The following is a 9,132-nucleotide window of genomic DNA, read 5'->3' as shown; positions in this document are numbered from 1 at the left end:
GTCTGAGGCGGCCAGACCGGGCNANNGGGCCAGCGCCGCCTCAGACACGCCGCCGGTACGTCTAAATAGAGATAATCTGAACGCTCAACACCCCCAGAATTCACCCACCCCTGCGCAAATTTTCACCACGCGTTAAAATACTCAGCTTTGCCTGCCCAGCAGTGGCAGGTTTCCAGCCAGAGTACGAGATGTCCCTGATCGTTCACAAATACGGCGGTACCTCGATGGGCTCAGTCGAGCGCATCCGCAACGTCGCCCGCCGCGTTGCCAAATGGCATGCCGCTGGCCACCAAGTGGTCGTCGTGCCGTCGGCCATGGCCGGCGAAACCAACCGCCTGCTGGGCCTGGCCCGCGAAATCGCGCCCCAGCCCGACCCCCGCGAACTCGATATGATTGCCGCCACTGGCGAACAAGCCAGCAGCGGCCTGCTCGCCATCGCCCTGCAAGCCGAAGGCGTCGCCGCCCGTAGTTATACAGGTTGGCAGGTGCCGGTCCGCACCGACTCGTCCTTCAGCAAGGCGCGCATCACCTCCATCGAAGACGCCCGCATCCGTGCTGACCTCGATGCTGGCCGTGTCGTCATTGTGACGGGGTTCCAGGGCATCGATCCCGAGGGGCATATCACCACGCTCGGCCGTGGTGGCTCGGACACCTCGGCCGTGGCCGTCGCTGCTGCCCTCAAGGCAGACGAATGCCTGATCTACACCGATGTCGATGGCGTCTACACCACCGACCCGCGCGTCGTCCCGCAGGCACGCCGCATGTCCGTCGTGTCCTTCGAAGAAATGCTCGAAATGGCCTCGCTGGGCTCCAAGGTACTGCAGATCCGCTCGGTGGAATTCGCCGGCAAGTACCGCGTCCCCACCCGAGTGCTGTCCTCGCTGACCGACCCGCTTATCCCGCTCGAAGAAGAAATGACTTCGGGCACGCTGATTACTTTTGAGGAAGACGAAAAAATGGAAGCCGCCGTTGTCTCCGGCATCGCCTTCAGCCGCGACGAAGCCAAGATCACCCTGTTGGCCGTGCCCGACACCCCGGGCGTAGCCTTCTCCATCCTGGGCCCTGTCGCCGCTGCCAACATCGACGTCGACATGATCGTGCAAAACCAGTCCGTCGCTGGCACGACCGATTTCTCGTTCACAGTCAACCGTAACGAGTTCCAACGCACCATCGAACTGCTCCAGCGCGAAGTCGTACCCGCGGTCAAGGCACGCGAGCTGGTCACCGATGACAAAGTCGCCAAAGTCTCCATCGTCGGTATCGGCATGCGTTCGCACGTCGGCGTTGCCAGCCTGATGTTCCAGACCCTGTCGCAAGAGGGCATCAACATCCAGATGATCAGCACCAGCGAAATCAAGACCTCGGTGGTCATCGATGACAAATACATGGAGCTGGCCGTCCGTTCGCTGCACAAGGCCTTTGGCCTGGACCAAGTGCCTGCGGAAAAAGTCTGAGTCCGCGCAGATTTTTGGCGTGCGCCATTGGCGTACGTCAAAAAAATCGTGCTAGAATTGCAAGTTCTGCGGAGACGTGGCCGAGTGGTTGAAGGTACTCCCCTGCTAAGGGAGCATGTGGCTTAAAACTGCATCGAGGGTTCGAATCCCTCCGTCTCCGCCAAAAGCATCATGAGAAAAGCCCTGCTAATGCAGGGCTTTTCTCATGATGCTTTTTTGTTTCTTGCGATTAGATTCGGTCTTATGCACTAACACGACTGCGTTCGTGCTCGACTATCCTTCTTCTCATGACGAAACCTTCGCAACCCGTTGATCATCTTCCCTTGGCTGACGGCCATACCGTACCTGTCTATCGTTGGGTGCCCAATCGTCCCAACGCCTCAAATTTTGGCGATGAGCTCGGACCGATGATCGTGCGTGCCTTGCTGGCGCAGCATGGGAAACACCATCTTCAGGTTATCGATGCGCCCGCGGCAGGACGTTCCAAACTATTGTCGGTCGGTTCAATCATTCACAACGCGCGCAAAGGCGATGTGATCTGGGGCGCGGGCATCAATGGCAAGGTCTGGCCCATACACGTGAACGGCAAAATCGGCATTGTCGCCACCGCGGTGCGTGGACCGCTGACACGAGAGGTCCTCAAGACACGCGGGATCACATGTCCCGAAGTCTATGGCGACCCTGGCCTATTGTTTCCTCGCCTGTTTGCTGCCGAGCTCGAGCAGGCCATCGAAAAGCGCCGCAGTGCCGGCCCCACTGGGGGCATTGTGTACATTCCGAACTTGAACGATGAGCGCCTCATGTCGACGGGGCATCTCGCCCTGACTGCCGATATTCGCAGCGTGAGTCCGGGAATGACACCCTGGGATGTGGCGGCAGAGATCGCCGTCGCGGATCTCGTACTGGCGAGTTCACTTCACGGCATTGTCCTGGCCGAGGCGCTCGGCACGCCGGTCCGCCCGATTGCGAGCCTGTTTGAGCCGGCATTCAAGTACATGGATTATTTCCTGGGCACAGGCAGGCCGTCTGCGGCGTTTTCGACTTCCATTCCGCAAGCGCTGCAATCTCCCGATCTGCCTGCTCCAGTCTTTGATGCAGACGCGCTGATGACCGCTTTTCCGCTGGCAATGCTGGATCTGGCTTAGCGTTCAGTCTTCTGAGTCAGTTTGCACCGCGGTTCCCTGACGGCGGGAAAGCGTGCTTGCTCCCCCGAGCATCACGCTGGCATGCTCAATGGCTTTGAATTCAGATAGCTTGCGTTAGATAAACCGCCTCCCGTCCAACGATGGGCAATCGCGTAGGCATGAAAATCGTGCATTCATCGCAGGGCGAATGAATAGGTTCAGTGCCGTTCATCGCGATCAATTCGCCCTTGTCAAAGGTCTCAAATCCGATAACGGGGCGAGTGAAACTAAAATCCTCTGACTTTACGACGTGCGTTTCCAATAAGCGATACCGTCGCGGCACAGGCGGAGGTGGTGCATCTGGGCGAGCCTCGATCAATCCCAGATGGGTGAGAAACCGCAGCGATACATCGGTAGCCAGCTCGGCGGCTGCGCGGGAGAAATGCTGGCCGCATTCGACTACCAACGAGCCGCCATTTGTTGCGGTTGGATCACCGTGGCGACCGTAGCCGATCACGGGTGTGCCCGGGAATTTGGCTGGAGACATCACCAGGTGCACGATCGGCGCACCCACTGCCGAGGCCAACGCCGTATTGCGGTCTGCCTCGTTATAAACCCAGAACGGCTGCACGGGCGTGCTTGTTGAATGGATATCGAGGACGAAATCAGCAGCATCCAGCACCGGGCGCAACTCGCGCGCGCGACGAACCTCGGGGCTGCCATCGTCCGCATCCAACATATTCGCCGTCCAGATGCGGTTCAAATTGTGAACCAGCTGCCGGTTGGCATAGGGGTCTTCGATATCGAAGGCCTCGTAGGCCTCGATATGTGCAAAGCTGATCGTCAGTGTGCCGATTTTTGGCCGGATATGGTTATCCAGCAGGTGCGTCGCGGCCACCATGCCGCAGATCTCGTTGCCATGAGTAATGGCGTTGATCAACACGTGCGGGCCAGGCTGGCCAGACTCAAACCGGTGAACGTAGGGAATGCCTATGTTGCCTTCCCGATAAGCGGACAGATCGCGCGGCAATATTTCCAAGGGCGGATCGGCAGGGGCGAGCGTGGAGATATTCAACTAGGGCTCCAAGAAAACACCGGCATTCAAGTGATGTCGGGGAGAGCGGAGCTCCTCGGTGCCAAGGCTGCGGGATTGCTCTGCTCTCGGGCTGCGGGTGAATTGATTCTACTCAATGCGGGGCGAGGTGACGAAACCTGCAGGCACCATACAAGGGTTTTCTCGTTATAGGGGGAGAGCTTGAGTGCCGGCTAGGCAATTAGTTGGGCCACATGAGAAGGAAGGGTGAAATACCTTTAAGGTATAGATGTGATCCATAAAGTATTGGACGTTGAAAGTGCGCGGATCTTATAAAGCAGGCTGTGACTCAACTCCACAGCCTCAAAAATGTCCGTAGCAACAATCGAACGCGTCGAAACATCTCTGGTGGATCTGCCTACCATCAGGCCGCATAAGCTGTCGGTGGCCACAATGTATGGCCAGACCTTGATGTTAGTGAAAATCTACTGCAGTGATGGCGTCGTGGGCGTTGGCGAAGGCACGACCATTGCCGGTATGGCCTACGGCCCCGAAAGCCCGGAAGCCATGAAACTGTCCATCGATACCTATTTTGCGCCTGCCATGATAGGCCAGGACGCCTCGTGCATTCAGGCGTTGATGGCGCATTTGGGAAAACTGGTCAAGGTCAATCACTTTGCCAAGAGTGCATTGGAGACGGCTTTGCTCGATGCTCAAGGCAAGCGCCTGGGCGTGCCTGTCAGCGAACTGCTCGGCGGCCGGCGCCGTGACCGTCTGCCCGTCGCATGGACATTGGCGTCGGGCGATACGGCGCGCGATATCGCCGAAGCCGAGGAGATGCTCGATAGACGCCGTCATCGGATTTTCAAATTGAAGATTGGCGCGAAGGCCCCCGACGTCGATATCAAACACGTTGCCGAGATCAAAAAGGTATTAGGCGATCGCGGCTCGGTGCGTGTGGACGTCAACATGGCCTGGAGCGAAACGCAGGCCAGCTGGGCCATTCCGGCGTTGGCCGATGCAGGTTGCGAATTGGTGGAGCAGCCCGTCGCCAGCGTTGCTGCCCTGGCGCGTTTGATGCGCCGTTTTCCCGTTGCCTTGATGGCCGATGAGGTCTTGCAAGGGCCAGAAAGCGCTTTTGAGATTGCCAAACAACATGGCGCGGATGTCTTTGCCATCAAGATCGAGCAGAACGGCGGCTTGTTTGCCGCTCAACGGGTAGCCGCCATTGCGGATGCGGCCGGCATCGAACTGTATGGCGGCACCATGCTGGAAGGCGCGGTCAGCACCATTGCTTCGGCGCATCTATTTGCCAGTTTTGCCCATCTGCAATGGGGCACCGAGCTGTTCGGCCCATTGCTCATTACCGAAGAAATTTTGACCCAACCTTTGGACTATAGCGATTTCGCGTTGACGGTTCCTCGTGGTCCCGGCTTGGGGATAGCGCTGGATGAAGCGAAGATAAAGCGGTTCACGCGTGACGGACTGACCAAGATCACTGATACGCAGCACTGAACGGACATCCGTTCACGCTGACTGATTATTTATTGGAGAGACAGAACCATGAGTGCAGACGTATTCAACACCAAAGAAGTCCAGGATCTGCTGACTGCGGCAACGAATATTGCAGGTCAAGACGGCAATGCCCGTTTTAAGCAGGTGCTGCATCGCCTGTTGAGCGATTTGTTCAAGGCCATCGACGACCTGGACATCACTCCTGATGAGGTCTGGGCGGGGGTGAACTACATCAACCAGCTCGGGCGTGATGGCGAAGCCGCCCTGCTGGCAGCGGGTCTGGGTCTGGAAAAATACCTCGATATCCGCATGGACCATGCAGACAAGCAGGCCGGTATCGAGGGCGGCACGCCCCGCACCATCGAAGGACCGTTGTACGTGGCAGGCGCGCCGGTACGCGACGGGATGTCAAAAATCGACCTCGATCCTGATCAGGACGCAGGCCCGCTTGTGATTCGCGGCGTAGTGACGGACACGGACGGCAAGCCCCTCGCAGACGCGATCGTCGAATGCTGGCATGCCAATTCGAAAGGTTTTTACTCGCACTTCGATCCGACGGGTGCGCAAACCGAATTCAACCTGCGCGGCGCAGTCAAGACCGGGGCAGATGGCCAATATGAGTTCCGTACCCTGATGCCCGTAGGCTACGGCTGTCCGCCGCAGGGGGCGACGCAGCAGCTGCTGGATGAAATCGGCCGGCATGGCAATCGTCCTGCACACGTGCACTTCTTTGTCAGTGCCGACGGCCATCGCAAACTGACCACACAGTTCAACATCGAGGGCGATCCCTTGATTTGGGACGACTTTGCTTATGCGACGCGCGAAGAACTGATTCCTCCTGTCGTGGAGAAAACTGGTGGCGCAGCGCTGGGCTTGAAAGATAACGCGTACAAGGAAATCGAATTCAACTTTGCGTTGACCAACCTCGTGCAGGGTCAGGACAACCAGCTTGTTCATCGCCTGCGCGCAGCCGTTACGGCATAAACCCGTCCGACGGCAACCTCACTACATTACATCCATAACACTCGCGCATATTGCGCGAGGAGACACTCATGGCCGCAACGCTTTCCATTCCCGCCCTGATAGATCAGGAGCGAGTCAGCGCCTTTCAATGGCGCGTGCTGATCCTCTGCTTTCTCATCGCTTTGTTCGATGGTTTTGATACGCAGGCGATGGCATTCACTGGGCCCGCTATCCTGGCCGCCTTTAATCTGCAGTCCGGGGAGCTCGCTCCGATTCTGACGGCGGGCATTGTGGGTATGGCTATCGGCGCGATGTCGCTGGGGCTGATCGGCGATCGTATCGGCCGCCGTCCTGCCGCCATGCTCGGTGTTGCGGTCTTTGCGATTGCGACTCTCTTGACTGCCGCGGCGACTGAAACATGGCACATTCTGGCCTTGCGCTTTATTGCCGGCCTGGGAATGGGGGGGTGTACGCCTATCGTGTTGGCGCTGGCGGCCGAATATGTGCCGGCCCGTCTGCGTGGGACCGTGATTACCGGTGTGCTGTTGGGGTTGCCCGCAGGCGCCATGTTGGGTGGCTTGTTGGCTGCCCGCATGCTGCCCGTCATTGGTTGGGAAGGCATTTTCATTGTGGGCGGTGTCGCGCCGCTGATCTTGCTGGTGGCGCTGGTGGCGCTATTGCCTGAGTCGCTGCAGTTCAAGGCAATGCGTGGCGATGCTGCCGGGCAGGATTATGTGGGCCGCATTCTGGCGAAAATCACAAGGCAACCTTTGGTGTCCGGCGCCAAGTTTTCCGTGCCGGAAGACGCCAAGGTCCGCGCCAGCGTCAAGGCGCTGTTCTCGAACGGCTACGCACGCAAGACACTGGCCATCTGGACGGTATATCTGCTGAACTGGGTGGCATGGTTCATGTTGCTGTCGTGGTTGCCCACCGTGCTGAAGGCGGCGGGATTGCCGGCGGACCAGGCCCCCATGGGCACGTTTGCCGTGAACCTGGTGTTTATCATTTGCGCGATTCCGTTGTCGGCGGTGATGCCGCGCGTATCGACCCGCTCGCTGCTGATTGTGTTGTTCGTCCTGGGTATCGTGGTCGCCTTGGGCCTGGGTTACGCGGGAACGAACTGGACGCTGGTTTTCATCCTGGTGGGTGCTGCCGGTCTCGGTATCGGAGGCCAGCAATTGGCGCTGAACTATCTCGTCATCGGTGCTTATCCTACGGCGCTGCGCGCCACTGCAACAGGCTGGTCCATCGGTATTGGCCGTGCGGGGGCCATCATCGGCTCGGCAATCGGCGGCAGTATCCTGACGTTGCTCGGCCCGTCTGGCTTTTTCATGGCGCTGGCTATTCCCTTGTTGGGCGCGTTGCTGGCGGTGTTGGCCGTAGAGATCAAATCGCCGGAGCCGGCAGCCGGCAACCTGTCGAGTGCGCACTGAGGTAGAGAGGATTCCTATGAATCGTTTTGAAAAACAGATAGCCCTCGTCACCGGCGCTGCGCAAGGGGTGGGCCGTGCTGCGGCCAAACGCTTGGCCGCAGAAGGGGCCACGCTGGTCCTGGTGGACCGCGCGGTCGAGCAAGGCCTGTCGGTCGTCGAGGAAATTTGTGCGCAAGGCGGGCAGGCGTCGTTCATCGACGCCGATCTGGAAACGCATGCCGGCGCACAGCGGATGGTGCAGTATGCGTTGGACACTCACGGCCGCATCGACGTGTCGGTGCATAACGTCGGTGGCACTATCTGGATGAAACCGTTCTGGGAATACACCCCCGAGCAGATGCAACGGGAGATCAATCGCTCGTTGTGGCCGACGCTATGGTCTTGCCGAGAGGTTATTCCTGTCATGCGCAAACAGGGCCGTGGCGCGATCGTCAACGTAGGGTCCAATGCGACACGAGGCATCTACCGCGTGCCGTATTCGGCTTCTAAAGGCGGCGTGCATGCAGCAACTGTATGTATGGCGTTGGAACTGGCTGGCAGCGGCGTGCGGGTGAACTGCGTTTCGCCGGGTGCCCTGGATAACGGCGTGCGAGCCATTCCGCGTAATACTGAGCAGCCCTCCGATCAGGACCTGGCCTGGACTCGCGAGATGTACGAAGACTGCCTGGCAGGAACGCCGATGCATCGCGTGGGAACGGCGGACGAGGTGGCTGCCGCTATTTGCTTTATGGCAGCGCCAGAGGCGTCCTACATTACGGGTCAAGTGATGTACGTCGCAGGCGGGCATCAGGGCTGATGCGCGAGCGCTCGCGCGCTGGTGCGCGTGCGACGTCGGAACATCACTCGTACCGCGTATGGCCGGCAGGTGGTGCACGATAGCGCGCCGCCTGCTAGCGCGACACGCGCGCCAAAGAAAAGCCATCCCATCCTTTGATCCCCACCGTCTGGATCGCAGTCGATGTCAACCGCAGATCGTGGCCTAATGTTTCTAGAAAACGGCGAGCGCCCAGGACATCAGGCTGGTCGGCAGCTTCAGGATCGGCGATACGTCCGCCACGGACGATGTTGTCGCCCACAATGATGGTGCCATCGCGAGCCAGGCGCAACGCCAGCTCCAGATAGCGCGGATTGTCGGCCTTGTCGGCATCGAGAAAAATCATGTCAAAGGGCTCAATATCCGAAACCGCCCACTGCTGCAGAATGTCGCGTGCATCGCCCACGACGATTTCTGTGCAGTCTGCGAGCCCGGTGGCAACCAGATTGGCGCGCGCCACATCGGCATAGGCCGCATTGCGCTCCAGTGAGATCAGCTTGCCCGATGGAGGCAAGGCGCGGGCCAGCCAGATCGTGCTATAGCCGCCGAGCGTGCCGATTTCCAGGATGCGCCTGGCTTGGACCATCTGTGCAAAAATTTGCAGTAAACGGCCTTGATTCGGCGCTACATCATGAGGTGGCAATCCAGCTTCGCGAGCGCAGTTTAGCGCATGTTCCAGGGCTGGGTCATTGAGGTGCAATACCTCTTCAAAATAATTGTCTACAGTATTCCAGAGTGCTTGTTTCATGACGGTCTGCTTGCCAGCAATGAGTGAGAATGTCTGAAATCGTACGCA

At 58.9% G+C, this 9,132-nt stretch carries 8 protein-coding genes and 1 tRNA gene; 7 read left to right on the top strand and 2 right to left on the bottom strand.

The genetic code is table 11. The annotated features are described in order from the left end of the window. The first annotated feature begins 188 nt into the window (after nt 1-188). The 3 genes from ACNA0J_RS25480 (at nt 189) to ACNA0J_RS25470 (ending at nt 2,599) form a co-directional block, all read left to right on the top strand. Complete coding sequence (locus ACNA0J_RS25480) at nt 189-1,454, top strand: aspartate kinase (RefSeq protein WP_415821698.1); 1,266 nt, start codon at nt 189-191, stop codon at nt 1,452-1,454. Nucleotides 1,455-1,524: 70 nt separating this feature from the next. Beyond that, nucleotides 1,525-1,617: transfer RNA gene (locus ACNA0J_RS25475), tRNA-Ser, on the top strand. Between the two features lie 124 nt (nt 1,618-1,741). Further along, nucleotides 1,742-2,599: a polysaccharide pyruvyl transferase family protein gene (locus tag ACNA0J_RS25470; RefSeq protein ID WP_415821697.1), complete on the top strand. Its 858-nt coding sequence runs from the start codon at nt 1,742-1,744 to the stop codon at nt 2,597-2,599. A 100-nt stretch (nt 2,600-2,699) separates the two neighbouring features. Here ACNA0J_RS25470 and ACNA0J_RS25465 read toward each other — a convergent pair whose 3' ends face one another. Then, entirely contained in the window at nt 2,700-3,653 is a 954-nt protein-coding gene (locus ACNA0J_RS25465) for a M14 family metallopeptidase (RefSeq protein WP_415821696.1), read from the bottom strand. A gap of 327 nt (nt 3,654-3,980) precedes the next feature. Here ACNA0J_RS25465 and ACNA0J_RS25460 point away from each other — a divergent pair, with 327 nt between their 5' ends. The 4 genes from ACNA0J_RS25460 (at nt 3,981) to ACNA0J_RS25445 (ending at nt 8,318) form a co-directional block, all read left to right on the top strand. Further along, nucleotides 3,981-5,126: a muconate/chloromuconate family cycloisomerase gene (locus tag ACNA0J_RS25460; RefSeq protein WP_415821695.1), complete on the top strand. Its 1,146-nt coding sequence runs from the start codon at nt 3,981-3,983 to the stop codon at nt 5,124-5,126. A gap of 48 nt (nt 5,127-5,174) precedes the next feature. Then, complete coding sequence (gene catA, locus ACNA0J_RS25455) at nt 5,175-6,110, top strand: catechol 1,2-dioxygenase (RefSeq protein WP_415821694.1); 936 nt, start codon at nt 5,175-5,177, stop codon at nt 6,108-6,110. Between the two features lie 68 nt (nt 6,111-6,178). Beyond that, the gene (locus tag ACNA0J_RS25450; RefSeq protein WP_415821693.1) at nt 6,179-7,522 is read left to right on the top strand and encodes an MFS transporter; all 1,344 of its coding nucleotides are present in this window, start codon (nt 6,179-6,181) and stop codon (nt 7,520-7,522) included. A 16-nt stretch (nt 7,523-7,538) separates the two neighbouring features. Continuing rightward, nucleotides 7,539-8,318, top strand: a complete 780-nt coding sequence (locus ACNA0J_RS25445) for a 1,6-dihydroxycyclohexa-2,4-diene-1-carboxylate dehydrogenase (protein WP_415821692.1) — start codon at nt 7,539-7,541, stop codon at nt 8,316-8,318. Nucleotides 8,319-8,412: 94 nt separating this feature from the next. On the opposite strand, the gene ACNA0J_RS25440 is transcribed toward ACNA0J_RS25445, so the two are convergent. Then, nucleotides 8,413-9,084 carry an O-methyltransferase gene (locus ACNA0J_RS25440; protein WP_415821691.1) on the bottom strand — a complete coding sequence of 224 codons (672 nt, stop codon included), beginning with the start codon at nt 9,082-9,084 and terminating at the stop codon, nt 8,413-8,415. Nucleotides 9,085-9,132 lie beyond the last annotated feature (48 nt).

This window comes from Bordetella tumbae (assembly GCF_965139195.1).
Lineage (GTDB): Bacteria > Pseudomonadota > Gammaproteobacteria > Burkholderiales > Burkholderiaceae_B > Bordetella_A > Bordetella_A tumbae.
This window is presented reverse-complemented; position numbering and strand designations above follow the sequence as displayed.

Excerpts from the sequence above, each read along its gene's own strand:
- ACNA0J_RS25460 (WP_415821695.1), top strand. The coding sequence starts at position 3,981 with ATGTCCGTAGCAACAATCGAACGCGTCGAAACATCTCTGGTGGATCTG.
- ACNA0J_RS25445 (WP_415821692.1), top strand. The coding sequence starts at position 7,539 with ATGAATCGTTTTGAAAAACAGATAGCCCTCGTCACCGGCGCTGCGCAA.
- ACNA0J_RS25480 (WP_415821698.1), top strand. The coding sequence starts at position 189 with ATGTCCCTGATCGTTCACAAATACGGCGGTACCTCGATGGGCTCAGTC.
- catA (WP_415821694.1), top strand. The coding sequence starts at position 5,175 with ATGAGTGCAGACGTATTCAACACCAAAGAAGTCCAGGATCTGCTGACT.
- ACNA0J_RS25470 (WP_415821697.1), top strand. The coding sequence starts at position 1,742 with ATGACGAAACCTTCGCAACCCGTTGATCATCTTCCCTTGGCTGACGGC.
- ACNA0J_RS25440 (WP_415821691.1), bottom strand. The coding sequence starts at position 9,084 with ATGAAACAAGCACTCTGGAATACTGTAGACAATTATTTTGAAGAGGTA.
- ACNA0J_RS25450 (WP_415821693.1), top strand. The coding sequence starts at position 6,179 with ATGGCCGCAACGCTTTCCATTCCCGCCCTGATAGATCAGGAGCGAGTC.